The organism is Micromonospora sp. NPDC047548 (assembly GCF_040642975.1).
GTDB lineage: Bacteria > Actinomycetota > Actinomycetes > Mycobacteriales > Micromonosporaceae > Micromonospora.
In genome coordinates this window covers 162,100-185,769 of record NZ_JBEYTI010000003.1, presented here as the reverse complement: position 1 = coordinate 185,769, position 23,670 = coordinate 162,100, and the positions used below count along the sequence as shown (strand labels likewise).

Below are 23,670 nucleotides of genomic sequence, written 5' to 3'. Positions count from 1 at the left end.
GTAGTGGCCTCAGCGCGCGAGGAGGCCCACGGGCGACCGGGCGGGGCAGGAGCCCGTCAAGCGGGAGCCGTCCCCGCTGAGTCGTTCACGACATCAGCTCCAGAGGGAGCGGTCAGCATGTCGCCGGGCGGCCGGAAGACAGCGCTGGCCGGCACCCCGGAAAGGGCACCGGCCAGCAAGGTGATCGGCAAGGTGGACCGGACGGTCAGACCCCCTTGGGGTGCCAGACCGTTTTCGTCTCCAGCAGCGTGGTCATCCGGGTGATGCCCGGGTCGGCGGTCCAGTCGTGGTCGACCTGCGCCGGCCGGAGCACCCGCTTCAGGTTCTGGGCGGCCTTGACCTCCAGGTCGGCGGCCAGCTCCGCGTCGGTCACCCCGGTCAGGTCGATCGCGTTGACGTCCATGTGCCCGGCCAGCGTCGGCGCCGTCTCGCTGATCCTGCCGGTGAGGATGTTGACCACCCCGCCAGGCAGGTCGGAGGTGGCCAGCACCTCGGCCAGGGTCACCGCCGCGAGCGGCTGCGACGGCGAGGCCGCCACCACCACCGTGTTGCCGGTGACGATCGCCGGGGCGATCACGCTGACCAGGCCGAGCAGCGCCGGCGTCTCGGGGGCCACCACGGCCACCACGCCGGTCGGCTCGGGCGCCGACAGGTTGAAGTACGGCCCGGCGACCGGGTTGGCGCCGCCGTACACCTGGGGGAGCTTGTCGGACCAGCCGGCGTACCAGACCCAGCGGTCGACCGCCGCGTCCACCTCGTCGCCCGGCACGCCCAGGGCGACGAACTGCTCGCGCCGGCCCTCCAGCATCTCGGCGACCCGGTAGAGGATCTGACCCCGGTTGTACGCGGTCGCCCCGGCCCACCCCTTCACGGCGGCGCGGGCGGCGACCACCGCGTCCCGCGCGTCCTTGCGGGAGGCCAGTGAGACATTCGAGGACTGCACGATGTACGACCGTCCCGACTCGCTGCGCGGGAACTTCCCGCCGATGAAGAGCTTGTACGTCTTGCGTACCGCGACCCGCTCAGACATTGAGGTAGCCCTCCAGCCCGTGCCGGCCGCCCTCGCGACCGTAGCCCGACTCCTTGTAGCCGCCGAACGGCGAGGTGGGGTCGAATTTGTTGAACGTGTTGGCCCAGACCACGCCGGCGCGGAGCCGGTCGGCCATCCAGAGGATCCGGGAGCCCTTGTCGGTCCAGATCCCGGCCGACAGCCCGTACGGCGTGTTGTTGGCCTTCTCGACGGCCTCGGCCGGGGTGCGGAAGGTGAGCACCGACAGCACCGGGCCGAAGATCTCCTCCCGGGCGATCCGGTGCGCCTGGGTGACCCCGGTGAAGATGGTCGGTGCGAACCAGAAGCCGCGCTCGGGCAGCTCGCACGCCGGCGACCAGCGCTCGGCGCCTTCGGCCGCGCCGGCGTCGGAGAGCTCGCGGATCCGCTCCAGCTGGGCGGCGGAGTTGATCGCGCCGATGTCGGTGTTCTTGTCCAGCGGGTCGCCGACCCGCAGCTGGGCCATCCGGCGCTTGAGCGACTCCAGCACCCGGTCGGCGACCGACTCCTGGACCAGCAGCCGGGAGCCGGCGCAGCAGACGTGCCCCTGGTTGAAGAAGATGCCGTTGACGATCCCCTCGACCGCCTGGTCGACCGGGGCGTCGTCGAAGACGATGTTGGCGGCCTTGCCGCCCAGCTCCAGGGTGAGCTTCTTGCGGGTGCCGGCGACGGACCGGGCGATCGCCCGACCCACCTCGGTGGAGCCGGTGAAGGCGACCTTGTCCACGCCCGCGTGCTCGACCAGCGCCCGACCGGTGTCGCCGGCGCCGGTGACGATGTTGACCACACCGGCGGGCAGGTCGGCCTGCTGGCAGATCTCGGCGAAGAGCAGCGCGGTCAGCGGGGTGGTCTCGGCCGGCTTGAGCACCACCGTGTTGCCGGCCGCGAGGGCCGGGGCGATCTTCCAGGCCAGCATCAGCAGCGGGAAGTTCCACGGGATGACCTGCGCGGCGACGCCCAGCGGCTTCGGGTCCGGCCCGAAGCCGGCGTGGCCGAGCTTGTCGGCCCAGCCGGCGTAGTAGAAGAAGTGCGCGGCGACCAGGGGCAGGTCGACGTCGCGGGACTCCTTGATCGGCTTGCCGTTGTCCAGTGACTCCAGCACGGCCAGCTCGCGGGAACGCTCCTGGATGATCCGGGCGATCCGGAACAGGTACTTGGCCCGGTCGCGGCCCGGCATCGGGCCCCAGACCTTCTCGTACGCCTGCCGGGCGGCGCGGACCGCGCGGTCCACGTCCTGCGCGCCGGCCTCGGCGACCTCCGCGAGGACCTCCTCGGAGGCCGGGTTGATCGACTTGAAGGTCCCGCCGTCGGCAGGGTCGACGAACTGCCCGTTGATGAACAGCCCGTAGGAGGCTTTGAGGTCCACCACCGAGCGGGACTCGGGGGCGGGCGCGTATTCGAACATCACTCTCAGTCCAGGGTGAAGTAGTCGGGACCGGAGTAGACGCCGGTCGTCAGCTTGGTGCGCTGCATCAGCAGGTCGTTCAGGAGGCTGGAGGCGCCGAAGCGGAACCAGTCCGGGTCCAGCCAGTCCGCGCCGACGGTCTCGTTGACCATGACCAGGTACTTGATGGCGTCCTTGGTGTTCTTGATGCCGCCGGCCGGCTTCACGCCGACCTGCCGCCCGGTGGCGGCGCGGAAGTCGCGAACCGCCTCCAGCATCACCAGCGTCACCGGGAGCGTGGCCGCCACCGGAACCTTGCCGGTGGAGGTCTTGATGAAGTCGCCGCCGGCCAGCATCGCCAGCCAGGAGGCCCGCCGCACGTTGTCGTAGGTGGCCAGCTCTCCGGTCTCCAGGATCACCTTGAGGTGGGCGTCGCCGCAGGCCTCCTTGGTGGCCACGATCTCGTCGTAGACCTCCTTGTAGCGCCCGGCCAGGAACGCGCCCCGGTTGATCACCATGTCGATCTCGTCCGCGCCGGCCACGACGGCCGCCCGGGTGTCGGCGAGCTTGATCTCCAGCGGCGCCTGCCCGGAGGGGAAGGCGGTCGCCACGCTGGCCAGGTGCACGCCGGATCCGCGCAGCACCTCGGCCACGTACGGGACCATCGCCGGGTAGACGCAGACCGCGCCGACGTGCGGGCAGGTCAGGTCGGCCGGGTCGGGGCGCAGTGCCTTGGCTGCGAGGGCCCGCACCTTGCCGGGGGTGTCCGCGCCTTCCAGGGTGGTCAGGTCGACCATCCGGATGGCCAGGTCGATCGCCTGGGCCTTGGCGGTGGTCTTGATGGAGCGGGTGCCGAGCTGTGCCGCCCGCTGCTCCGCGCCGACCTGATCCACGCCGGGCAGGCCGTGCAGGAAGGTCCGCAGAGCGGTCTCGGATCGTCCCAGCTCGGAGAGGTCCGACCGGGCCGACGTCGCTGTCGCCGTCATGCCCTGAATACTACGCAGCCGCCAGCCGCGTGATCTTGGTCACGGTGGCCGGGTCGGGAACGCCACACGTGAGCGGCGTCGCTGGTCACCCCCGCACCCGCAGTGCGCGTGGGCGCGGACCGGTAGGTTGAGCGATCGTGGACGTACACGTCATTGACCACCCGCTCGCCCAGTCCCGGCTGACCGCCATGCGGGACGCCCGGACCGATTCCTCGTCGTTCCGGGCCGCGCTGCGCGAACTGACCACCATGCTGGTGTACGAGGCCGCGCGCTCCTTCCCCGTCGAGAAGTACCCGGTGCAGACCCCGGTCACCGGCACCGAGGGCACCCGGCTGGCCAATCCGCCGCTGCTGGTGCCGGTGCTGCGGGCCGGTCTGGGCATGGCCGACGCCGCGCTCGGCCTGCTGCCGGAGTCCTCGATGGGCTTCGTCGGCCTCGCCCGCGACGAGGAGACCTATGAGCCACGCGCGTACATGGAGTCGCTGCCGCGCGACCTGACCGGCCTGCCGGTGCTGGTGCTCGACCCGATGCTGGCCACCGGCGGCTCACTGGAGCACTGCTGCCGGCTGCTGGCCGACCGGGGCTGCACCGACATCACCGTGCTCTGCGTGCTCGCCGCGCCGGCCGGCATCGCCCGGCTGGAGCAGTCCGGCCTGCCGGTGCGCCTGGTCACCGCCTCGATCGACGAGGGGCTCAACGACAACATGTTCATCGTGCCGGGCCTCGGCGACGCCGGCGACCGGCAGTTCGGCGGCATGCCCCGGTTCTGACCCGGTCGCGGTGCCGAGGCGGGTGTCGGCGGGTCGGCGCGCGGGCGAGCGCGCAACCGCTACCGTCTCGGGCCATGACTGGTGTTGCGCTCGCCGAAGAGCTGCTGCTGCTGGCGTACGACGACGAGACGGGCCGGGCGACCATGCCCCGGATCAGCCTCGACCTGGGAATGGGCGCCGCCGTCCTGGTCGAGCTGGCCCTGGCCGGGCGGATCGCGTACGCCGAGGGGGCCCTGGCGGTGACCGACCCGACGCCGGTCGGCGAGCCGATCATCGACGGGGTGCTCGGCCGGATGGCCGCGGACACCCCGCACACCCCGTCCTCCTGGGTGCAGCGGCTGCGGCACGGCCTGCGCGACCGGATCCTCGGCGACCTGGTCGCGCGGGGAGTGGTCCGGGACGTCGAGGAGACCGAGCTGGAATTCATCGTGGTGCACCGCTACCCAATGGCGGACGCCTCGGTGGAGGACGACACCCGGCGCCGGCTCGCGGAGGCGCTGGCCGGCGGGCAGCTGCCCGATGAGCGGACCGCCGCGCTGGCAACCCTGGTCGCGGTGCTGCGGATGGAGCCGGCGCTCGGCCTGACCGGCGACGCCGCCGCCGACGCCCGCCGCCGGTTGGAGGAGATCGCCGGCGGCGCCGGCTTCTCCGGCAACGTCAGCCTCGACGACTCGATCGTCCGCCCCTCCGTCGGGCTGGTGGTGGCCGCCCTCGCCCAGGCCGTGGACCAGGCCCTCGGCAAGCGCGCCTAGCGGGCGCCCAGGCGGGACCGCCGCCGGCTGAAGGAGTGGACACCTCCGTCGCCCGCCGGGTGCCGGCGGTCCCGACCGCTGCGGTCAGAGGCCGAGGGCGGTGGCGATCTCGGTGCGCAGCGCGGCCACCGCAGCGGTCGCGCGCTGCCGGGCCGCGGCCACGTCGCCGTCCGCGACGGGCTCCACCACCTCCAGGTACGCCTTGAGCTTCGGCTCGGTGCCCGAGGGGCGGATCACCACCCGGGCGGCGCCGGTGTGCAGGATCACCACGTCGGAGGCGGGGAGCAGGTCCCGCGACTCGGCGACCGGCTGCCCGAGCAGGGCGGTGGGCGTGGCCGCCCGGATCCGGGCCATCGCGGTGGCGATCTCCCGCAGGTCGTCGACCCGTACCGAGAGCTGGTCGGTGTGGTGCACGCCGAACTCGGCGGCCAGCTCGTCCAGCCGGTCGGTCAGCGTCCGGCCCTGCGCCTTCAGGCCGGCGGCCAGCTCGGCGACGGTCAGCGCGGCGGTGATGCCGTCCTTGTCGCGGACGTGCTCCGGGGCGACGCAGTAGCCCAGCGCCTCCTCGTACCCGAACACCAGCGGCTGCGCCCCGCCGCCGGCCCGGACGATCCACTTGAACCCGGTCAGCGTCTCGTCGTACGGCAGGCCCCGCGCCGCGCACATCGCCCGCAGCAGCGCTGACGAGACGATGGTGGTGGCGTACAGGCCGGTGACCCCGCGCCGCATCAGGTGGTCGGCGAGCAGGGCGCCCACCTCGTCCCCGCGCAGCATCCGCCAGCCGGTCCCGCCGTCGCGGACGGCCACCGCGCAGCGGTCCGCGTCCGGGTCGTTGGCGATCGCGATGTCGGCGCCGGTCGAGTCGGCGAGCGCGACCAGCCGGTCCACCGCGCCCGGCTCCTCCGGGTTGGGGAAGCTCACCGTCGGGAAGGCCGGGTCCGGTTCGGCCTGCTCCGGCACCACGCCCGGAACCGGGAACCCGGCCCGGGCGAAGGCGGCGGTCAGCACCGCCGCGCCGACCCCGTGCAGCGGCGTGTACGCCACGGTCAGGTCGCGCGGGCCGTCCGGCGAGACCACCGCGGCCGCCCGCAGGACGTACGACGCCACCAGGTCGTCACCGAGTACCTGGCCGGACGGGCCGAGCGGCACCCGCGCCAGCGGGCCGACCCCCCGGATGGCCGCCTCGATCCCCGTGTCGGCCGGCGGCACGATCTGCGCCCCCGCCCCGAGCGCCCCACCGAGCTGGGCCCCGAGGTAGACCTTGTAGCCGTTGTCCTGCGGCGGGTTGTGGCTGGCGGTGACCATCACCCCGGCGACCGCGTCGAGGTGTCGGACCGCGTACGCCAGCACCGGGGTGGGCAGCGGCTGGGGCAGCAGCAGCGCCGCCCGGCCCGCGCCGGTGGCCACCTGGGCGGTGCGCTCGGCGAACTCGCGGGAACCGTACCGGGCGTCGTACCCGATCACCAGCGGGCCCTCGCCGCCCTGGGCGGCCAGCCAGCCGACCAGCCCGGCCGCGGCCTGGGTGACCACGGCGAGGTTCATGCCGTTGGGGCCGGCGCGCAGCGGGCCGCGCAGCCCGGCGGTGCCGAAGGTCAGCGGCCCGGCGAACCGGTCGGCCAGCTCCGGCGCGCTCTCCGGCAGCCGGTCGAGCACCGCGCGGAGCTCGTCACGGCTGGCCGGGTCGGGGTCGTCGTCGAGCCAACGCCGGGCCTGGTCGCGAATGTCGTCAAGGTCAGTGGTTTCCGCCGCCATTGCCTCTTGATAGCACGGCGGCGGATCACCACGTCGCGGAGGCCTCGCTCAACTGGCCGCCGTGAGCTGGAACGACTTCACCATCTCGTCGAAGATCGGCCTGCTCTCGGCGAACTTCGCGTCGGTGGAGGAGAGGTAGAACGAGTACATCTTGCCGTCGCTGAGCACGCCCCGCCACACGCCGTGCCGCTTGCCGTCACCGTCGCCGCAGGTGTACTCGAACTGGACGCCCGGCTTGCCGGCGGTGTCCTGCTCCTCCATGGCGACCTGCTCGTACGGGTCGCCGCAGGTGGTGCTCTTGGTCTGTAGGAAGTTCTGGGCGGTCTGCGCCCACCGGGTCGGGGTGCCCTTCCACTTCTCAGCGAGGATGCGGACCTTGCGTCCCTCGTCCTGCGGATCCACGTAGTCGACGTAGGAGCCGCCGGTCGCCTTCTGCCAGCCCTTGGGCACCATCACCCGCACGCCCTTGCCGTTGTGCTCCTGCATCTCGGGCAGCTCGCTGCCGGCCGCCGGCGCGGTGGGCTGGGTCTGCGGCGGGGCGGTGGGCTCCGGGTCGCCGCCGCTGGACAGCGCGACCATGCCGATCAGCAGCACCACCGCCAGGCCGCCGGCCGCCGCGAGCTGGACCTTGCGGGGCCAGCCCTTGACGGTGGCGACGAGCTGACCGCCGGTGCCCTTCACCCTGTCGAGTGCGCCGCCACCCCCGGTGGCCCCGCCCGGCGTGATGGCCGGTGAGGTCCACGGCTGGCCGGTGCCCGGCACCGACCACTGGACGTTGCCATAGACCGGCTGGGTGGCCTCCGGCGCGCCGCCGTACACCGGCTGGGTCGCGTCGGGGTGCGCACCGATCCGCTGGGTGGCGTCCGGGTGCCCGGTGCTGATCCGCTGGGTGGCGTCGGAGCGCCCGCCCCCGATCCGCTGGGTGGCGTCCGGGTGCCCGGTGCTGATCCGCTGGGTGGCGTCCGGGCTGAACCGCTGGGTGGCCTCTGCCCCGCCGTACGTCGTGCCGGGCGGGCGGCCCGCCGTGGGCATCGCGCCGGTCGGGGTGTGCAGCGGGCCGGCGAGCGCATCCGTGCTGGTGTCGTCGAGCCCGGCGGCGGGCCCGGCCGGCGCCGGCCGCTCGCCCCGGCGCAGCGCGGCCAGCCGGTCGGTCAGCGACTCGCCCGGGGCGAGCATGGCCCGGCCGCCGATCTGCCCGCTCGGCTTCGACTCCGGCTCGGCCGCCGGGGGCGGCGTCGACGGGCGCTGCACCGGCACCACCGCGTACGGGTCGGTGACCGAGTTGACCGCGGTGGCCGTGCTGGTCAGCGGGCCGGCGAGCAGCTCGCGGAGCATCGCCCGGGCGGTGTGCACGTCGAGGCGGCGGCCCGGGTCCTTCTCCAGCAGGCCCATCAGCACCCGGGTGAGCGGCCCGCTGCGCTGCGGCGTGGCCGGCGGGTCCTCGACCACGGCGTGCATGGTCTCGATCGGGTCGCCCCGGTCGAACGGCGGGCGCCCCTCCACTGCGGTGTAGAGCGTCACGCCGAGGGAGAACAGGTCGCTGGGCGGGCCGAAGTCCTGGCCCATGGCCCGCTCGGGGGAGATGAAGTGCGGCGAGCCGAGGACCATCCCGGGGGTGGTGAGCTGGACGTCGGTGGGCATCCGGGCCACCCCGAAGTCGGTCAGCACGCAGCGGCCGTCGGTGCAGATCAGCACGTTGGCCGGCTTGACGTCGCGGTGCAGCACGCCGTTGGCGTGCGCCACCTCCAGCGCGCCGAGCAGCGCGATGCCGATCTTGGCGACCGCGCGGGGCGCGACCGGCCCGTCCTCGATCACCATGTCGGCGAGGCTGCGCGCGTCCAGCAGCTCCATCACGATCCACGGCCGGCCACCCTCGGTGACCACGTCGTACACCTGGACCACGGCGGGGTGCTGGATGGCCGCGGCGGCGCGGGCCTCGCGCAGGGTGCGCTCGTACATCGCGTCACGGTCGCTGGGGGCCAGCCCCGGGGGCAGGACGACCTCCTTGACCGCCACGTCGCGCCGCAGCAGCGTGTCGGTGGCACGCCAGACCGTGCCCATGCCGCCGTTGCCCACCGCCGAGCGCAGCGAGTAACGACCACCGATGGTGGTGCCGGGTGCCGCGCGTCCGTTGGGAGGGCTGACTGGTCCGCCGCTCCACGTCGGGATCTGAGTCACAGAAAAGCCACCGGGGGAAATCGAGGGGGCTGGGACACAACTCCCCTATCTTGCTGGTTCCGACGCCCGATGCGAAACCCGACGCGGCGCGCCTTTGTCTACCGAACGGTACGTGCCCGCCCGTTCACCTGCTGTCGACCGCGGTGTGCGGTATCCCTCACCCATCGACGTCGTCGCGCGTCCTACCATCCGGAGATGAGCGAACGGCGGTCGAGCGAGTCCGGTTTCCCCATCAAGGGCGTCTACACCGTGGACGACCTTCCCGAGGAGCTGGAGACCCGGCTGGGCGGCCCGGGGGAGTACCCGTACACGCGGGGGGTCTACCCCACCATGTACACCTCCCGTCCCTGGACCATGCGGCAGTACGCCGGCTTCGGCACCGCCGCCGAGTCCAACGCGCGCTACCACCAGCTGCTGCGGGCCGGCACGATGGGGCTCTCGGTCGCCTTCGACCTGCCCACCCAGATGGGCTACGACTCCGACGATCCGATCGCGCACGGCGAGGTCGGCAAGGTCGGGGTGGCCATCGACTCGATCGAGGACATGCGGCTGCTCTTCGACGGCATCCCGCTGGACAAGGTCTCCACCTCAATGACCATCAACGCGCCCGGCTCGGTGCTGCTGCTGCTCTACCAGCTCGTCGCCGAGGAGTCCGGGGTGGCCGGCTCCACGCTCAGCGGCACCATCCAGAACGACATCCTCAAGGAGTACATCGCCCGGGGGACGTACATCTTCCCGCCGAAGCCCTCGCTGCGGCTGGTGGCCGACACCTTCGGCTACTGCCGCAAGGAGGTGCCGAAGTGGAACACCATCTCCATCTCCGGCTACCACATGGCCGAGGCCGGTGCGACGCCCACGCAGGAGATCGCGTTCACCCTGGCCAACGGCGTGGAGTACGTCCGCGCCGCGCTGGAGGCCGGGCTGGCCGTGGACGACTTCGCGCCCCGGTTGTCGTTCTTCTTCGTCGCCCGGACGACCCTGCTGGAGGAGGTGGCGAAGTTCCGCGCCGCCCGGCGGATCTGGGCCCGGCTGATGCGCGACGACTTCGGCGCGAAGGACCCGAAGTCGATGATGCTGCGCTTCCACACCCAGACCGCGGGCGTGCAGCTCACCGCCCAGCAGCCGGAGGTCAACCTGGTCCGGGTGGCGGTGCAGGGGCTGGGCGCAGTGCTGGGCGGCACCCAGTCGCTGCACACCAACAGCTTCGACGAGGCGATCGCGCTGCCGACGGAGAAGGCCGCCCGGCTGGCGCTGCGTACCCAGCAGGTGCTGGCGTACGAGACGGACCTGACCGCCACCGTGGACCCGTTCGCCGGGTCGTACGTGGTGGAGGCGATGACCGCCGAGATCGAGTCGGCCGCCAACGAGCTGATGGACCGGGTCTTCGACCACGGTTCGGCGGTGGACGCGATCGAGGCGGGCTTCCAGAAGCGGGAGATCGAGCAGTCCGCGTACCGGATCGCCCAGGAGATCGACTCGGGCGAGCGGGTGGTGGTCGGGCTCAACCGGTTCACCATCGACGAGGAGGAGCCGTACGAGCCGCTGCGGGTGGACCCGGCGATCGAGGCGGCCCAGGCGGAGCGGCTGGCCCGGCTGCGCGCCGAGCGCGACAACGGCGCTGTCGAGCGGGCCCTGGCGGAGCTGCGCGCCGCCGCCGAGGGCACCGAGAACGTGCTCTACCCGATGAAGGAGGCGCTGCGGGCCCGGGCCACGGTGGGCGAGGTCTGCGGGACGCTGCGCCAGGTCTGGGGGACGTACCGGCCCAGCGACCGTTTCTGAACCAGCACTTCCACGGCGGCCTTCGCCGGCGCCCCGGGCGTCGGCGGAGGCCGCCGTCGTCGTGTGGTCAGGGTCGCCAGGGGTGCCCCGGCGGAGCTACGGTCGGTGCAGGTTCCCGGTGCGGCACGAAGCGTCCGACGCTTCCGTGAGGCGCCCGGGCAGCGTGGCCCTCCGGGCGGGGCGTGTGCCGCCGGGGTTCCTGGGTAACCCGGACGGGTGAACGGGACGGACAGCGTGTCCGGCCGCACGCGGGACGGCCGTGTCACCGTCGGGAGTCGCCTGGTTGCCGGCTGTCGTCAGTTAATTGTCGGAGCGGCAGTTAACTGCGGCGACTAATGCGACAATTCGGAACGACGGCCCCGGATCGACGCCGATTTCGCGACCGCCCAATCGGTTACGCGTTGTAGGAGGTGTGGGGCAGATGACGGCGTTCGAACGCGATCTACCTGCTGTCCCGCAGATATTCGAGCCCTCTCACCAGGGCTTACGTGACGCTGTGCGGTCTGATCATTACCGTAACGAGGTTGCGCAGCGTCACCGCCGGAGGTCTAGGCTGTCTGCTGTCCTCCCCGATGATCCATCCATTCCTAGTGATCGAGAATTCGACGTGACGAGTGCGTTGACGCTGCCGAACGGCAGCCAGCTGGCGTCGTCCTGGCCGGAGGCGCCATCCGGGTCCCAGCCCCTGCCCTTCGAGCTCGACCATCTGCTCGCCCTGCGGACACCCGGCCTCATCGCCACCCGTCGCCACATCCACTCCCACCCGGAGCTCTCCGGCGAGGAGTTCGAGACGGCCGCGCTGATCGCCCGGGAGCTCTCCCTGGCCGGCCTGCACCCGCGGCTGCTGCCCAAGGGCAACGGGGTCATCTGCGACATCGACGGTCGCCCCGACGGCCCGGTCATCGCGCTCCGCGCCGACATCGACGCGCTGCCGCTGACCGACGTCAAGGACGTGTCGTACCGGTCCACGGTGGAGGGCGTCTGCCACGCCTGCGGCCACGACGTGCACACCTCGGTGATGCTCGGCGTCGGCATGCTGCTGGCCCAGCTCGCCGACGCCGGCCAGCTCGACGGCCGGGTCCGGCTGATCTTCCAGCCGGCGGAGGAGATCCTGCCCTGCGGCTCGCTGGAGGTCATCGAGGCCGGCGGCCTGGAGGACGTGGTCCAGATCTTCGCCGTGCACTGCGACCCCAACCTGCCGGTGGGCAAGGTGGGCCTGCGGGTCGGCCCGATCACCGCCGCCGCCGACAACGTCACCGTCCGGCTCACCGGCCCGGGCGGGCACACCGCCCGCCCGCACCTGACGGTCGACCTGGTCGACGCGCTCGGCCGGCTGGTCACCGAGGTGCCGGCCCTGGTCAGTCGGCGGGTGCCGGCCAACAGCGGGCTGCTGCTGGTGTTCGGCCACGCCTCGGCCGGCACCCGTTACAACGTCATCCCGTCCGAGGCGTGCGCCTCCGGCACCCTGCGGGTGATGGACCGCGACACCTGGGAGCTGGCTCCCAAGATCGTCGCTCAGGTGGTCCGGGACGTCATCGCGCCCACCGGCGCGACGGTCGACCTGGAATACCTGCGCGGCCGTCCGCCGGTGAGCAACGACTCCCGGGCCATCGGCGTCCTCACCGCCGCCACCGCTGCAGCGCTCGGCCCCGAAGGGATCGCCGAGACGCCGCAGAGCATGGGCGGCGAGGACTTCTCCTGGTACCTGGAGTACGTCCCCGGCGCGCTGGCCCGCCTCGGCGTCGGCCGGTCCGGGCCCAACGTGGACCTGCACCGGGCGTCGTTCGACGTCGACGAGCGGGCCATCCCCGCCGGGGTGCGACTCATGGTCCAGACCGCGCTGCGGGCACTGGCGGCGGTGCGTTAGGCGCCGGCGGGCGCGGCCCGCCGACCGGCGTCGTGGGCGGTGCCGGTGGCGCGGGCCGCCGCCGACGCCGCCGGCGCAGCACCGCCATGACCAGCACCAGGGGTACGCCGAACGCCAGCAGCCAGGGCAACACCGCCCCCAGCACGGTCAGCAGGATGGTCATCGAGGCCACGAAGACCTTCCAGCCGCCGCGCAGCCCGACCATGAAACCCGTCTCGGTCTCCTCCTCGGCGGTCGAGGCGTCCTTCCCGACGAACGTCACCGTGATGGTGGAGAGCGCGGTCAGGTCGGCCAGCCGCCGCTTCTTCGCCTCCAGCGAGGCCAGGTCCGCCTCCCGCTTGGACACCTCGTCCTCAAGCGACACCAGTTCGGGGATCGAGGTGGCGCGGGAGAGCAGCTTGCGGGCACTCTCCACCCGAGCCCGCTGGGTGGCGATCCGGGCGTCCAGGTCGACGGTCTCCTCGGTGACGTCCTGGGTCTTCACCTCCCGGCGTTGCTGCTTGCCGTACGTCGCCAGCTCGTCGATGAGCGCGGCGAACTTCGCCGCCGGTACCCGCAGCTCCAGTTCCGCCTCGGCGTCGGCGGCCACGCTGCGCCGGTTGTCGCCGCCGACGAAGCCACCGGCCAGGGTCACCGCGGCGACGGCCTTGCGGGCCGCGCCCTCCACGTCGTCCACCTGCACCCGCATCGTTCCGGTGTAGATGATCGACCGCTGGTCGATCCGCAGGTCCGGCGCGGCCGCGCCGGCCTTGCCCGGCTGGGCGGCCCCACCCACCGGGGCCCCGCCGGCCGGGGCCTTGGCCGCCGAGTCATCCGCCGAGTTCGAGCGGTCCGCCGCTCCGCAACCGGCCAGCAGCAACGCCGCCAGCCCCAGCGCTGCCAGGGCTCTGCCCCGGCGTCGTCCCGTCTGTCCGTCCATCCCCGCTCCGCTCTCTGACCGCCCCGGTCCCGGGGCGTTAGCTCGGACGCGACGCGACACCGCGCCGGTTCCGGCAGACTGCGCTCAGGACGTCACGATTCGATAATCGAGGAGTCACGATGCAGCTCACCAAGTACACCCACTCCTGCCTCCGGCTGGAGCACGACGGGGGAGTGCTCGTCGTCGACCCGGGGGTGTTCAGCGAGCCGGAGGCGCTGGACGGGGCGGACGCGGTGCTGATCACCCACGAGCACCCGGACCACCTGAACGTCGAGGCGCTGACCCGGGCGCTGGACCGCCGCCCGCTCACCATCAACGGCCCGACCTCGCTCGCCGGTGTCCTGGGTGACGCGGCCGAGGTGCTGACCGTGGTCGCGCCGGGAGATTCCTTCACCGCCGCCGGCGTGGCGGTCCGCGCGTACGGCGGTCAGCATGCCGTCATCCACCCGGACATCCCGGTCGTGCAGAACGTCGGGTACCTGTTCAACGACGTCGTCTACCACCCGGGCGACGCGCTGGCCGTGCCGGACGACGTCCAGGTGGACACCCTGTTCGCGCCGATCCACGCGCCCTGGTCGAAGTTCTCCGAGGTGGTCGACTTCATCCGGGCGGTCGCGCCGCGCCGCGCGTACGCCCTGCACGATGGGCTGCTCAACGACAACGGCTTCGGCGTGCTCGACCGGCAGTACACCGCGCTGTCCCAGACCGACTACCGGCGGCTCGAACCGGGCACCCGGATCGACGCCTGACCCGTGCCCGTGCTCCCGTCCGAGCTGGTACAGCGGCTGTACCGCACGCCGCCGGACCGGTTCGTCGCCGCCCGGGACGGCGCCGTCGCCGAGGCCCGCCGGGCCGGTGACGCCGCCGGCGCCCGCCAGATCGCCCGGCTGAAGCGGCCGACCGTGGCGGCCTGGCTGGTCAACCTGCTCGCCCTCGAACGCCCCGAGCTGGTCGCCGACCTGGCCCAGCTCGCCGAGGCGCTGCGCACCGCCCAGCGTGACCTGAAGGGGCCGAAGCTGCGCGAGCTTTCCGCCCAGCGGCGCGCGGTGGTGGCCGCGCTGGTCGCCGAGGTGCGCCGGATCGCGGCCCGGAACCCGGACGCCCCGTCCGCCGGGAAGCTGCCGTTGGCCGAGGTGGAGGCCACCCTCAACGCGGCGCTCGCCGACGCCGAGGTGGCCGAGCAGGTCCGCGCCGGCACGCTGCTGCGGGCGGTCCACTACGCCGGCTTCGGCGAGGTGCCCCGACCGCAGCTGCGGCTGGTCACCGGCGGGACGGAGGAGCCGCCGCGCGCACCCGACCGGGCGGTGGAGCGGGCCGGGGAGCGCCGGGCGCGCGACGAGCGGGCGGCGGCGCGGGCCGCCCGGGCCGAGCGCGCGAAACGGCGCCGGGCGCTGGAACGGGAGCTGGCGTCGGCGCGTACCGAACAGGGGCGGGCGGAGCAGGAGCTGGACGGCGCGGCGGCGGCCGAGCGGGACGGCGGCGCCGCGCTCGACCGGATCGAGGCCGAACTGGCCGAACTGGAGCGCCGCCGGGCCGCGGCCGAACAGGAGGTGAGCCGGTCCAAGCTGGCCCGCCGGGCCGCCGAACGGTCGCTCACCGCCGCGCGCCGCCGTACCGGCGAGGTGGAGGCGGCGATCGAGGCGCTGGACGCCGAAGAGGAGGATGTCGCCACGGGCGACGGCGAGGCACACTGAGCGCGATGGATGCGGGCAGCGGGTGGTCGGGATGACGCCGGAACAGGTGGCAGCCGCCAGCAAGCCCGCCGTGCTCGAACTGGGCGAGCTGTTCAGCCGCTGCCCGGGAACGCTGCGCCGGGCCCGGCTGCTCGGCGTCTCCGGCTGGGCCTTCTACATCACCGGACGGGCCGGCGCGCTCGGCGACGTCCGCGCGGAGACCGTCGCCGCCGTGGTCGGCTTCATCGCCCCGGACGCGGTCGCCGACGGCTGGGACGCCGCCGCCCGGGTGGTCCGTCCGCTGGAGGTGGCCACCGCCAACCTCGCCGAGTGCTGCCGGTGGGGCGCCCAGCACCTGGACGACCTGCCCGGGATGCCCCGGCTGGCGGTGCTGCTGGAGCGGGTCGTCGCCGCAGCGGACGCCACCGGGATGCCGCTCTTCGCCGCCTGGCGGGCCATGCCGGTGCCGCAGCACGCCGCCGGCGCCCGCGCCGCGGTGGCGCTGCTGCTGCTCCGCGAGCACTTCACCGGGGCGTACCTGCTGGCGGTGCGGGCGAGCGGGATGACCCCGCTGGAGGCGGTGCTCGCCGGGCCGGAAGGGGAGGCCGGGGCGGCGGCCTGCGGCTGGTCGCCGCCGTACCCGCCGGTCGGCCCGCTGGTGCGGCGGCGGCTCTGGGCCGAGGCGATGACCGACCGGTTGACCTCCGCCGCGTTCCGGGCGTTGCGCCCCGGGGAAAGTGCGGAGCTGGTGCAACTGCTCACCGCCACCCGGGCCCTGCTCGCCGGTGCCCCGGTGCGCTGACCGCCGCCGCCCGGCCTCGGGCGGAACGGCCGCCGCCTGGACGGTGGTGGACAACCCGACCGGCGTGGGCCGCGAGTTCGTCGAGGCCTACGTCGACCCGGAGCGCGGCGCGGCGCTGCGCGCCCCGCTGCTCGCCCGGATGCCGGACCGGGTCGCCGAGCGGGCCGCCGAGTGGAAGCTGCCCGCGCTGACCGCCCGGGCCGCCGTCTTCGCCCCGGAGACCCGCTGGGCCGGGGAGCTGGCCGAGGCCGGCTTCACCCGGGTCAAGCGGTACGTGCGGATGAGCCGCCCGCTGGCCGGGCTGCCCGGCGAGCCGCCGCCCCGCCCGGGGTGACCGTCCGCCCGCTGCGCGCCGACGACGAGGCCGACCTGCGCCGGTTCCACCTGATCTTCGACACCGCTGCGTGAGGTGCGCTGGACCGACATGTACGAGCGGGTCGTCCCCACCGCCGGTGTGTGATGGGCGACGCCGGCCGGGGGCGGCGGTGCCGGCCCGCCGCGTCGGTAGCAGACTGGAGGCGTGCGATACGCGCTACGCCGACGCGGTGCCGGTGGGGCGGGACCGCAGCTCGGTGACGTAGTCGTCCGGCGCGCCCGCCTTCTCGGCCGCGTTCGCGATCTCCGAGAGGTACCAGGAGGTCGGCAGGCCGCCCTCGTACCCGTCGAAGACGTAGACCCAGGCGGTGATATCGCCGTCCAGGGTCGAGACACGCACGTGCAGCTTGCGGTACGTGCCGGCGGTCACGCCCTCGATCTCGTCGAGCTGCGCGGCGTCGTACGGGTGGATGTCGTACAGCGCCACGAAGACCCGGTCGCCCGGGGACTCGACGACGGTGCTGACGGAGCCCTCCCAGCCGATCACGTCCTCGCCCGCGAAGGTCAGCCGCCAGCCCTCCAGCCAGCCGGTGCCCACCATCGGCGAATGCGGACAGTAGGCGCGCATCCGGGCGGGGTCCAGGTTTGAGCCGTAGGCGGCGTAGTGACGCACGGCGATGACGATAGCCCGGCGGACGGGTGGGGGAGAATACGACGGTGCGTGTCGAACGCGTTCGGGAGAAGAAAGTCACTGTGAACATCGACGAGGGGCGTGCGCTGTGGTGAGCCGGATCGTGATCATCGGTGGGGGGCCGGCCGGCTACGAGGCGGCGCTGGTCGCCGCGCAGCTGGACGCCGACGTCACCGTGGTGGAGGCCGAGGGGGCGGGCGGCGCCTGCGTGCTCTCCGACTGCGTCCCGTCGAAGACGTTCATCGCCAGCTCGGAGGTGGTCACCGGCTATCGGGACACCGAAGAGTTCGGGGTGCACTCCGACGGGCTGGAGGCGGTGACGGTCGACGCCCGGGCGGTCCACGAGCGGGTCAAGCGGCTCGCCCTGGCCCAGTCCGCCGACATCCACGCCAAGTTGGTCAAGGCCGGGGTGACCGTCGTCGCCGGGACCGCCCGGCTGGGCGAGGACACGCTCGGTCACACCCACCGGGTGATCGTCACCCCGGCCGACGGTGGCGCTGAGTACTCGATCGCCGCGTCGACCGTCCTGGTCGCCACCGGCGCCACCCCGCGCCAGCTGCCCACCGCGGTGCCCGACGGCGAGCGGATCCTGACCTGGCGGCAGGTGTACGACCTGCCCGAGCTGCCCGACCACCTGATCGTGGTCGGCTCCGGCGTCACCGGCGCCGAGTTCGCCAGCGCCTATCTGGCGATGGGTGTCGAGGTCACCCTCGTCTCCAGCCGGGACCGGGTCATGCCGCACGAGGACGCCGACGCGGCGATGGCCATCGAGCGGGTCTTCCGCAACCGGGGCATGAGCATCCTCAACAACTCCCGGGCGGACTCGGTCCGCCGTACCGACGACGGCGTCGAGGTCCAGCTCTCCGACGGCCGGGTCGTCCACGGCTCGCACTCGCTGATCGCCGTCGGCTCGATCCCCAACACCGCCGACCTCGGGCTGGCGGAGTACGGCGTCGAGCTGGCCAGGGGCGGCTACGTCACCGTCGACCGGGTGTCGCGGACCAACGTCCCCGGCATCTACGCGGCCGGCGACTGCACCGGCGTGCTGCCGCTGGCCAGCGTCGCCGCGATGCAGGGCCGGATCGCGATGTGGCACGCGCTCGGCGAGGCGGTCCGGCCGCTGCGGCTGCGTACCGTGGCGGCGAACGTCTTCACCGACCCGGAGCTGGCCACCGTCGGCGTCTCCCAGGACGAGGTGGACGCCGGCAAGACCCCCGCCCGCCAGGTGATGCTGCCGCTGTCGGGCAACGCCCGGGCGAAGATGGACGACCTGGCCGACGGCTTCGTGAAGCTCTTCTGTCGCCCGGCCAGCGGCCAGGTGGTCGGCGGCGTGGTGGTGGCGCCGAAGGCGAGCGAGCTGATCCTGCCGATCACGATGGCGGTGGAGAACAACCTCACCGTCAACGAGCTGGCCCAGACCATCACGATCTACCCGTCGCTGTCCGGGTCGATCACCGAGGCGGCCCGCCAGCTCATGCTCCACGAGCTGGAGTGACTCCCGCGTCGCCCACCGGCCCGACCGGGGCCGGTGGGCGGGTCAGCGGAAGGCGGCGGCGCCCCGCCGACGCGATGAGTTGAAACGCGGTTGAGGTCAACCGTGGGGCGGGCGAGGGTGGCCGCGACGACGGCGAGCAGACCGACCTCGGTCAGGATGAGCAGCCGCTCGGCGAGCCCGATCAGCACCCGGTCCCCGGGGTACGCGGACCACACCATCGCGCCCGCCAGGGCCAGGCTGGTCAGGGCGAGCCCGCGTACCCACCGGCCGGCGGTGTGGCCGGGCAGGTACCCGGCGAGCAGCCAGCCGCCCACCGGCAGCGCCAGGAAGGCCACCACCGAGGCGTACCGGTGGACCTGGGCGGCGGTGTCCAACGGCAGGCCGGGTTCGTTGGTCGGCACCAGCGCCGCCAGCAGCAGCCCGCCGGCCCAGAGGGCGAGGAGCAGCTCTGCGGCGGCGCGGGACCGGCGGGCGCGCCGCAGCGCGGGGATGAGCAGGACGGTGGCGGCGGCTAGGACCGCCATGGCCACGTCGATGACGCCCCCGCGGTCGGAGACGGCGAAGTCGCTGACGGTCAGGGACCAGGGATCCAGGTCGTCGTTCACCTCGAGGTGACCGATCATGGCGAGCAACGCCGCCAGGACGATCCCGCCGAGCGCCAGCAGTCCGCAGTGCCGGATTCCACGCATGCCCCAGCCTGTCGCCGAACCCGCCCGAAGCGGATCCGGGAGGCCCACCGACATTGATCCCCGGGACCGCCCCTAGGTCAATCCACGCGCTGTCCGTGCACCCTGGCGAGCGGTGCCCCCTCGGCCCCGGCGGACCGCCGTCCGTCGACCGGGACCTCGGCGCGGGTGCGGGCGCCGACGACCGTCATCGCCCAGCCCGCCGCCGCGAACCCGACCGCCGCCGCTGCCGCGATCAGCGCCAGCCGCCAGGCCGACTCGGTCAGCGCCGTGCCGCCGAGGTGGCCGACCAGGGCACCGTAGGCCGCCCAGCCGGTCGCCGCGGCGGCCTCGTAGAACAGGAAGAGCCGGTACGGGTAGCGGCTGCGGCCGGCGGAGAAGCAGGCCGCCATCCGGCCGCCGGGCACGAACCGGCAGAGCAGAATGACCAGCGGCCCCGGCCTGCGCAGCCCCCGGGTCACCCGGCTGGCCATCCGGCGGGCCCGGCTCGGCTCGGCGCGCCGGGGCGCGCGGCGGTCGGTGGTGCCGCGGCCCAGCAGGTAGCAGGCCAGGTCGCCGGCGAAGACACCGAGCGCCCCGACGCCGATGGTCACGGGCAGGCTCAGCCCGCCGTAGACGGTGAGCGCGCCACCGGTGATCATGACGACCTGGGTGGGGACGACCGGCACGAACGCGTCCGCGACCAGCAGGCCGAGCAGCACGACGTACGCCCACGTCGGCGATGCGGCGTCAGTGAGAAGTTCGGGCACGACTGCCACCTCGCCGGTCAAGGCCGATCACGTCCACCGAGCCTGACGGCGTGTCCGCCGTCACCGGGGACGGGTCCGGGCGGTCGTGACGGTGGACACGACAGGGCCACCCAGGGACAACGACGGAGCTCGACCGGGGGTGACGGGCGGAAGGGGTCGAATGCGGGCGAAGCGCGGACGGCGGATCGGCGCTCGTCGGCGTACCGTTGTCGGCGCGCGGCCGCACGCGCGTCGGGGCCCCCGTTTCCGACGAGCCGGCCGCCGCGGGTCGCCGGCAGGTCCCGTGCCGGCGGCCCGCCCCTCCTCCCGCCCCGCTCCGGTGCCCACCCGACCAGCCGGCGGCGCGAGCCGGAAATCCCTCGCACCGCCCTCCGCCGGGCCCATACCATCCGGGCATGCGCAGCGCGGTAATGACCACGACGCCGGGAAACCCCGGCGCGCCGCACTGACGTCTGACGTCGACGAGGCCCCGGGGCGAACCGCCCCGGGGCCTCGCGGCGTCCGTGGACCAGGTCGCCTCGGGGCCGTACCCCGCAAGGAGAGCGACATGATCGACCACCGCAGGCTCGGCCGGGAGCTGGACCTGTTCGTCTCCGACCCCCTCGCCGGCGCGGGCCTGCCGATCTGGCTGCCGGCCGGCGCCGCCGCCCGGCACGCCGTCGAGGAGTACGTCCGCGAGCTGGAACGCCGGGCCGGCTACCAGCACGTCTACTCGCCGCCGCTGGGCAAACGGGAGCTGTTCGAGCTCTCCGGGCACCTCGGCTACTTCGCCGACGACATGTTCCCGCCGCTGCGGCTCAGCGCAGACGACGAGTTCGTGCTGCGCCCGGCGCTCTGCCCGCACCACGCGCTGGTCTACCGGGCGCGCGGCCGTTCCTACCGGGAGCTGCCGCTGCGCGTCGCCGAGCTGGGCGGGATGTACCGGGCGGAACGCTCCGGCGTGCTGGGCGGCCTGTCCCGGGTCCGCGCCATCTCGCTGAACGACTCGCACAACTTCTGCGCCCTGGACCAGGTCGGCGAGGAGGTGCGGGAGATCCTGCGGCTGATCCGCGAGGCGCACGCCGCGCTCGGTGTCCGCCCGGCCGGGTTCCGGCTGTCGCTGCGCGGGCCGGGGGAGAAGTACGTCGGCGACGACGCCCAGTGGGCGCGGGCCGAGGAGCTGCTGCGCGTGGCGCTCGACGGGGTCGACTTCACCGAGGCCCCCGGCGAGGCCGCCTTCTACGGCCCGAAGATCGACATTCAGATCGTCGACGCCGCCGGCCGGGAGTCCACCATCTCCACCGTCCAACTCGACTTCGACAAGCCGGAGCGGTTCGACCTGTCGTATACCGACGCGTCCGGCGTCCGGCGGCGGCCGGTGATGGTGCACCGCAGCCTGGTCGGCAGCATGGAACGGCTCTTCGCCTACCTGATCGAGGTGCACCAGGGCGCCTTTCCACCCTGGTACGCCCCGGTGCAGCTGGTGCTGCTCCCGGTCGACGCCGGGCAGGCGGGGGCGGCGGCCGAGCTGGCCCGCCGGGCGGTCGCGGCCGGGCTGCGGGCCGAGGTCGACCCCGCCGGCTCGCTGGGTGCCCGGATCCGCGACGCTGCCCGCCGGAAGGTGCCGTACGTCGGGGTGCTGGGCGCCCGGGAGGCGGCCGGCGGGTCGGTCTCGCTGCGCCTGCGCGACGGCCGGGGGTTGGACCCGATGCCGGTCGCGGACGCGCTGGGGCTGCTCGGGGCGGTGGTCGACGCCCGTTCGCCCGACCTGCTGCCGGCCGCCGCCTGAGCCGGTCACGAGGAGAGCGCCCCCTGGACCGACGGTGTCCGGGGGGCCGCCGCCTCGTCCTCGTCGTCCACCAGCGCCCCGGCGAACTGCGACCGGTACAGCCGGTGGTACGCCCCCTTCGCGGCGAGCAGCTGCTCGTGCGTGCCCTGCTCGACGATCCGGCCGTGCTCCATCATCAGGATCAGGTCGGCGTCGCGGATGGTGGAGAGGCGGTGCGCGATGACGAAGCTGGTCCGGTCCGAGCGCAGCGCCGCCATCGCCCGTTGGAGCAGCACCTCCGTGCGGGTGTCCACCGAGCTGGTGGCCTCGTCCAGGATCAGCAGCGACGGCTCGGCCAGGAACGCCCGGGCGATCGTGATGAGCTGCTTCTCGCCGGCGCTGACGTTGCTGCCCTCCTCGTCGATGACGGTGTCGTACCCGTCGGGGAGGCTGCGGACGAAGCGGTCCACGAAGGTGGCCCGGGCGGCGGCCAGGATCTCCTCCTCGCCTGCGTCGGGCCGGCCGTAGGCGATGTTGTCCCGGATGGTGCCGCCGAAGAGCCAGGTGTCCTGGAGCACCATGCCGATCCGGCCGCGCAGGTCGTCCCGGCGCATCGTGGTGATGTCCACCCCGTCGAGGGTGATCCGGCCGGCGTCCAGCTCGTAGAAGCGCATGACCAGGTTGACCAGGGTGGTCTTGCCGGCGCCGGTCGGGCCGACGATCGCCACCGTGTGGCCGGGCTCGGCCACCAGGGACAGGTCCTCGATCAGCGGCTCGTCCGGGGCGTACCGGAAGGAGACGTGCGCGAACTCGACCCGGCCGTGCGGGTCGGTGACCCGGGCCGGCGGCTCCGGGTCCGGGGTCTGCTCGTCGGCGTCGAGCACCGCGAAGACCCGCTCGGCCGAGGCCACCCCGGACTGGAGCAGGTTGGCCATCGAGGCGACCTGGGTGAGCGGCTGGGTGAACTGCCGCGAGTACTGGATGAACGCCTGCACGTCGCCGAGGCTCATCGTCCCGGACGCCACTCGCAGCCCGCCGACGACGGCGATCGCGACGTAGCTGAGGTTCCCGACGAACATCATCGCCGGCATGATGATCCCGGAGATGAACTGGGCGCCGAAGCTGGCCCGGAACAGCTCCTCGTTCTTGGCGGTGAAGGCGGCCTGCACCTCGCGCTGCCGGCCGAAGACCTTGACCAGCTCGTGGCCGGTGTACGCCTCCTCGATCTGGCCGTTCAGCTCGCCGGTGTGCGTCCACTGGGCGATGAACTTCCGCTGCGACCGCTTCGCGATCTGCTGGGTCACGACGACCGACAGCGGCACCGCGACCAGCGCGACCAGCGCCAGCAGCGGCGAGATCCAGAACATCATGGCCAGCACGCCGACGACGGTGAGCAGCGAGGTGAGCAGCTGGCTGAGCGTCTGCGACAGGGTCTGCGAGATGTTGTCGATGTCGTTGGTGACCCGGCTGAGCAGCTCGCCCCGGGGCTGCCGGTCGAAGTACGGCAGCGGCAGCCGGTTGAGCTTCTCCTCCACCTCGGCGCGCAGCCGCAGCACCGTCCGCTGCACCACGCCGTTGAGCAGCCAGCCCTGCCACCAGGAGAGCAGGCTGGCTACCAGGTAGAGGCCGAGCGCCAGCAGCAGTACCTGGCCCAGCCGGTCGAAGTCGATGCCGACGCCGGGCACCACGTCCATCCGGGCCAGCATGTCGGCGAAGCTGTCGTTGCCGGCGGCCCGGGCCGCCGCGACGGCCTGGTCGGTGCTGCTGCCGGCGGGCAGCTGCCGGCCGATCACCCCGGTGAAGATGATGTCGGTGGCCTGACCGAGGATCTTCGGCCCGACCACGCTGGCCGCGACGCTGGCCACCGCCAGGCTGACGATGGCGTACAGGTGCAGCCGGTGCGGTCGGAGCCGGTTCAGCAGCCGCCGGGCGGACGGCCCGAAGTTCAGCGACTTCTCCGCCGGCATGCCGGCAGCCATCCACGGCGCCCCGCCGCGCTGCCCGCCGGGGGGCAGCCGCTTCGGCGTCCCTGCCTCCGGGGCCTTCTTCTGCTCGGGTACGGCCATCCTGCCGTCAC

At 73.4% G+C, this 23,670-nt stretch carries 20 protein-coding genes; 10 read left to right on the top strand and 10 right to left on the bottom strand.

Annotated elements, in window-relative coordinates:
- Window positions 1–205: 205 nt before the first annotated feature.
- Genes ABZ807_RS04320 through deoC form a run of 3 tightly spaced genes read right to left on the bottom strand, consistent with a single transcriptional unit; the run spans window position 206 to window position 3,418 of the window.
- Window positions 206–1,030 carry an aldehyde dehydrogenase family protein gene (locus tag ABZ807_RS04320; protein WP_357152686.1) on the bottom strand — a complete coding sequence of 275 codons (825 nt, stop codon included), beginning with the start codon at window positions 1,028–1,030 and terminating at the stop codon, window positions 206–208.
- Window positions 1,023–2,453 (bottom strand): aldehyde dehydrogenase family protein, encoded by a 1,431-nt coding sequence (locus tag ABZ807_RS04315; protein WP_357152683.1) that lies wholly within the window; start codon window positions 2,451–2,453, stop codon window positions 1,023–1,025. The genes ABZ807_RS04320 and ABZ807_RS04315 overlap by 8 nt, the downstream gene beginning before the upstream one ends.
- A 5-nt stretch (window positions 2,454–2,458) precedes the next feature.
- On the bottom strand, window positions 2,459–3,418 hold the full coding sequence (gene deoC, locus ABZ807_RS04310; protein ID WP_357152680.1) for a deoxyribose-phosphate aldolase: 960 nt from the start codon (window positions 3,416–3,418) through the stop codon (window positions 2,459–2,461).
- Window positions 3,419–3,555: 137 nt separating this feature from the next.
- Here deoC and upp point away from each other — a divergent pair, with 137 nt between their 5' ends.
- Window positions 3,556–4,188, top strand: coding sequence for a uracil phosphoribosyltransferase (gene upp, locus ABZ807_RS04305; RefSeq protein ID WP_357152677.1), 633 nt, complete (start codon window positions 3,556–3,558; stop codon window positions 4,186–4,188).
- Between the two features lie 74 nt (window positions 4,189–4,262).
- Window positions 4,263–4,940, top strand: a complete 678-nt coding sequence (locus ABZ807_RS04300; protein ID WP_357152674.1) for a GPP34 family phosphoprotein — start codon at window positions 4,263–4,265, stop codon at window positions 4,938–4,940.
- Window positions 4,941–5,024: 84 nt separating this feature from the next.
- Here ABZ807_RS04300 and ABZ807_RS04295 read toward each other — a convergent pair whose 3' ends face one another.
- Both ABZ807_RS04295 and ABZ807_RS04290 read right to left on the bottom strand, forming a co-directional pair.
- Window positions 5,025–6,692: a phospho-sugar mutase gene (locus tag ABZ807_RS04295; RefSeq protein WP_357152671.1), complete on the bottom strand. Its 1,668-nt coding sequence runs from the start codon at window positions 6,690–6,692 to the stop codon at window positions 5,025–5,027.
- A 48-nt stretch (window positions 6,693–6,740) separates the two neighbouring features.
- On the bottom strand, window positions 6,741–8,870 hold the full coding sequence (locus tag ABZ807_RS04290; RefSeq protein ID WP_357152668.1) for a protein kinase: 2,130 nt from the start codon (window positions 8,868–8,870) through the stop codon (window positions 6,741–6,743).
- Window positions 8,871–9,065: 195 nt separating this feature from the next.
- On the opposite strand from ABZ807_RS04290, the gene ABZ807_RS04285 reads away from it, so the two are divergent.
- Window positions 9,066–10,649 carry a methylmalonyl-CoA mutase family protein gene (locus tag ABZ807_RS04285; RefSeq protein ID WP_357152665.1) on the top strand — a complete coding sequence of 528 codons (1,584 nt, stop codon included), beginning with the start codon at window positions 9,066–9,068 and terminating at the stop codon, window positions 10,647–10,649.
- Window positions 10,650–11,256: 607 nt separating this feature from the next.
- The gene (locus tag ABZ807_RS04280) at window positions 11,257–12,516 is read left to right on the top strand and encodes an amidohydrolase (protein ID WP_357152662.1); all 1,260 of its coding nucleotides are present in this window, start codon (window positions 11,257–11,259) and stop codon (window positions 12,514–12,516) included.
- Here ABZ807_RS04280 and ABZ807_RS04275 read toward each other — a convergent pair.
- Entirely contained in the window at window positions 12,473–13,435 is a 963-nt protein-coding gene (locus tag ABZ807_RS04275; protein ID WP_357152660.1) for a DUF4349 domain-containing protein, read from the bottom strand. The genes ABZ807_RS04280 and ABZ807_RS04275 overlap by 44 nt on opposite strands.
- 119 nt (window positions 13,436–13,554) lie before the next feature.
- Between ABZ807_RS04275 and ABZ807_RS04270 the strand changes: the two genes are divergently transcribed.
- Genes ABZ807_RS04270 through ABZ807_RS04255 form a run of 4 tightly spaced genes read left to right on the top strand, consistent with a single transcriptional unit; the run spans window position 13,555 to window position 16,244 of the window.
- Entirely contained in the window at window positions 13,555–14,184 is a 630-nt protein-coding gene (locus ABZ807_RS04270) for an MBL fold metallo-hydrolase (protein ID WP_357152658.1), read from the top strand.
- Window positions 14,185–14,187: 3 nt separating this feature from the next.
- Window positions 14,188–15,129, top strand: a complete 942-nt coding sequence (locus tag ABZ807_RS04265) for a hypothetical protein (RefSeq protein ID WP_357152655.1) — start codon at window positions 14,188–14,190, stop codon at window positions 15,127–15,129.
- Between the two features lie 31 nt (window positions 15,130–15,160).
- A complete protein-coding gene (locus tag ABZ807_RS04260; protein WP_357152652.1) occupies window positions 15,161–15,910 on the top strand; it encodes a hypothetical protein in 750 nt (249 codons plus the stop codon).
- A 46-nt stretch (window positions 15,911–15,956) separates the two neighbouring features.
- Window positions 15,957–16,244, top strand: coding sequence for a hypothetical protein (locus ABZ807_RS04255; protein WP_357152650.1), 288 nt, complete (start codon window positions 15,957–15,959; stop codon window positions 16,242–16,244).
- 198 nt (window positions 16,245–16,442) lie between these two features.
- Here the strand turns inward: ABZ807_RS04255 and ABZ807_RS04250 are convergent, their stop codons facing one another.
- Window positions 16,443–16,898, bottom strand: coding sequence for a gamma-glutamylcyclotransferase (locus ABZ807_RS04250; RefSeq protein ID WP_357152647.1), 456 nt, complete (start codon window positions 16,896–16,898; stop codon window positions 16,443–16,445).
- 109 nt (window positions 16,899–17,007) lie between these two features.
- On the opposite strand from ABZ807_RS04250, the gene ABZ807_RS04245 reads away from it, so the two are divergent.
- A complete protein-coding gene (locus ABZ807_RS04245; RefSeq protein ID WP_357152644.1) occupies window positions 17,008–18,411 on the top strand; it encodes an NAD(P)H-quinone dehydrogenase in 1,404 nt (467 codons plus the stop codon).
- Here the strand turns inward: ABZ807_RS04245 and ABZ807_RS04240 are convergent.
- Together ABZ807_RS04240 and ABZ807_RS04235 are read right to left on the bottom strand one after the other, a co-directional pair.
- The gene (locus ABZ807_RS04240; RefSeq protein WP_357152641.1) at window positions 18,345–19,100 is read right to left on the bottom strand and encodes a DUF998 domain-containing protein; all 756 of its coding nucleotides are present in this window, start codon (window positions 19,098–19,100) and stop codon (window positions 18,345–18,347) included. The genes ABZ807_RS04245 and ABZ807_RS04240 overlap by 67 nt on opposite strands.
- 77 nt (window positions 19,101–19,177) lie before the next feature.
- Window positions 19,178–19,846: a DedA family protein gene (locus ABZ807_RS04235; RefSeq protein WP_357152639.1), complete on the bottom strand. Its 669-nt coding sequence runs from the start codon at window positions 19,844–19,846 to the stop codon at window positions 19,178–19,180.
- A gap of 547 nt (window positions 19,847–20,393) precedes the next feature.
- Between ABZ807_RS04235 and thrS the strand changes: the two genes are divergently transcribed.
- Window positions 20,394–21,614 carry a threonine--tRNA ligase gene (gene thrS, locus ABZ807_RS04230; protein WP_357152635.1) on the top strand — a complete coding sequence of 407 codons (1,221 nt, stop codon included), beginning with the start codon at window positions 20,394–20,396 and terminating at the stop codon, window positions 21,612–21,614.
- Window positions 21,615–21,619: 5 nt separating this feature from the next.
- On the opposite strand, the gene ABZ807_RS04225 is transcribed toward thrS, so the two are convergent.
- Complete coding sequence (locus ABZ807_RS04225; protein WP_357153066.1) at window positions 21,620–23,659, bottom strand: ABC transporter ATP-binding protein; 2,040 nt, start codon at window positions 23,657–23,659, stop codon at window positions 21,620–21,622.
- Window positions 23,660–23,670 lie beyond the last annotated feature (11 nt).

Excerpts from the sequence above, each read along its gene's own strand:
- ABZ807_RS04320 (WP_357152686.1), bottom strand. The coding sequence starts at position 1,030 with ATGTCTGAGCGGGTCGCGGTACGCAAGACGTACAAGCTCTTCATCGGC.
- ABZ807_RS04315 (WP_357152683.1), bottom strand. The coding sequence starts at position 2,453 with ATGTTCGAATACGCGCCCGCCCCCGAGTCCCGCTCGGTGGTGGACCTC.
- deoC (WP_357152680.1), bottom strand. The coding sequence starts at position 3,418 with ATGACGGCGACAGCGACGTCGGCCCGGTCGGACCTCTCCGAGCTGGGA.
- ABZ807_RS04300 (WP_357152674.1), top strand. The coding sequence starts at position 4,263 with ATGACTGGTGTTGCGCTCGCCGAAGAGCTGCTGCTGCTGGCGTACGAC.
- ABZ807_RS04295 (WP_357152671.1), bottom strand. The coding sequence starts at position 6,692 with ATGGCGGCGGAAACCACTGACCTTGACGACATTCGCGACCAGGCCCGG.
- ABZ807_RS04285 (WP_357152665.1), top strand. The coding sequence starts at position 9,066 with ATGAGCGAACGGCGGTCGAGCGAGTCCGGTTTCCCCATCAAGGGCGTC.
- ABZ807_RS04275 (WP_357152660.1), bottom strand. The coding sequence starts at position 13,435 with ATGGACGGACAGACGGGACGACGCCGGGGCAGAGCCCTGGCAGCGCTG.
- ABZ807_RS04270 (WP_357152658.1), top strand. The coding sequence starts at position 13,555 with ATGCAGCTCACCAAGTACACCCACTCCTGCCTCCGGCTGGAGCACGAC.
- ABZ807_RS04260 (WP_357152652.1), top strand. The coding sequence starts at position 15,161 with ATGACGCCGGAACAGGTGGCAGCCGCCAGCAAGCCCGCCGTGCTCGAA.
- ABZ807_RS04240 (WP_357152641.1), bottom strand. The coding sequence starts at position 19,100 with ATGCGTGGAATCCGGCACTGCGGACTGCTGGCGCTCGGCGGGATCGTC.
- thrS (WP_357152635.1), top strand. The coding sequence starts at position 20,394 with ATGATCGACCACCGCAGGCTCGGCCGGGAGCTGGACCTGTTCGTCTCC.
- ABZ807_RS04225 (WP_357153066.1), bottom strand. The coding sequence starts at position 23,659 with ATGGCCGTACCCGAGCAGAAGAAGGCCCCGGAGGCAGGGACGCCGAAG.